Raw genomic sequence first — 352 nt, 5'->3', positions numbered from 1 at the left:
CCGTACAGCTTTTTCTTGCCGTATTCGGAGTCGTAAATCCGGCCCCAGATCGCGACTTCGCTTTCAATTTCGTACAACAACTGGATATAACGCAGAGCTTGCTCCGCAAGCGTGCTTTTATTCTTAGCGTGCAGCTCAAAGAAATTACGTTGCGCATGAGCCATTCACCCGATCTCGGTCACGTCTAGTTCGAAGCTGGCTTTGTAACCGACACAATCATCGCAGACCAGCTTGTCCTTCCAGTCATTCAGGAAGTTGCGAGCGTGTTCTCCGGCGCGGCTAGGGCTGAAGTCGTGAACCACCGCTGCCGCGTCCGAGAACTGGCTGGTGGCATAGGACCAAATATAAGAAC

At 52.3% G+C, this 352-nt stretch carries 1 pseudogene; it reads right to left on the bottom strand.

Features of this window, described 5'->3' with window-relative positions:
- A pseudogene (locus KMS84_RS44185) lies at window positions 1-352 on the bottom strand (IS66 family transposase); the annotation flags it as partial.

The organism is Streptomyces hilarionis, assembly GCF_024539675.1.
Taxonomy (GTDB): Bacteria; Actinomycetota; Actinomycetes; order Streptomycetales; family Streptomycetaceae; genus Streptomyces; species Streptomyces hilarionis.
This window is presented reverse-complemented; position numbering and strand designations above follow the sequence as displayed.